This window comes from Pseudocitrobacter sp. 2023LY-00077, assembly GCF_055796175.1.
Window position 1 is genome coordinate 1 of sequence record NZ_JBSPEI010000067.1, and the last position, 794, is coordinate 794.

Sequence of the window (794 nt, forward strand, 5' to 3'; positions counted from 1 at the left end):
CATCGACGTTTAGCAGCGCCTCATCAAACAACTCATCATTCGGCATCATAAGCAGACGCTTCATTGCCGGTAGCGCCTTTTCCGCCGCTTCACGTAATGCTCGTTTGTCGATGTTGCTCATTGGGCGGCTCCTTCTGTGCGATACATCATGATTGTCAGATCGCCTTTAGTCGCTAGGCGCACCGTTGTTCCTGGTTCGATGCTGGACAGGTCAAACGCATCGTAAAATTCGTTTACTGCCTTCTGTCTACGAGATAGCTTTCTACGCTTATCCCACTGCTTTAGCGCAATGGAGATAAACCACTGGCCCGTTTTGAACATGACGTAGAGCCAGCCAAGAAGCGCTAAACCGGTATTTAATATTGTTGCGATGTTCATAGCGCTGCTCCCTGTCGTAACTTCTCCCTGAAAAGAAGAGCTGAGACGATGATGTCTCTGATTCGAATTGATTTTTCGTCGAAATTCTCACCGCCATTTTTAATATGCGCATCCAGTTCTGTGCTGTGATGCTGGATAAAGGCGTTAAGGTCATGCGCACGTACTTCTGCCAGAAACGCGTCTGTCGCTGGGGTTTCCATTGCTGCTTTCAGCACATCGACGTACCATTCGACATAGCGGTAATCCAGCATCCCATCAGCCTGTTCAATCCACATATCCGGTGCAGTAGAAAACTCAGCTGCATTTTTCAGCGCCACATTCTCAGCAACCAAAGCCCTCAAATGCTCCTGCAACTCCACACCCTGCGGACAGTTCGTCACTTCACGCGCTTTCTCAATCGTTGAGTGTGCTGCTGT

General features: G+C 49.1%; 2 protein-coding genes and 1 pseudogene. All 3 read right to left on the reverse strand.

The features are described from left to right. Window positions 1–121 (reverse strand): ead/Ea22-like family protein (locus tag ACWWFX_RS25345; protein WP_473225111.1); only part of this gene is annotated, 121 nt, incomplete at its 3' end. Beyond that, window positions 118–378, reverse strand: coding sequence for a DUF4752 family protein (locus ACWWFX_RS25350; RefSeq protein ID WP_473225110.1), 261 nt, complete (start codon window positions 376–378; stop codon window positions 118–120). The genes ACWWFX_RS25350 and ACWWFX_RS25345, both read right to left, overlap by 4 nt. Continuing rightward, a pseudogene (locus ACWWFX_RS25355) lies at window positions 375–794 on the reverse strand (hypothetical protein); the annotation flags it as partial. The pseudogene ACWWFX_RS25355 and the gene ACWWFX_RS25350, both read right to left, overlap by 4 nt.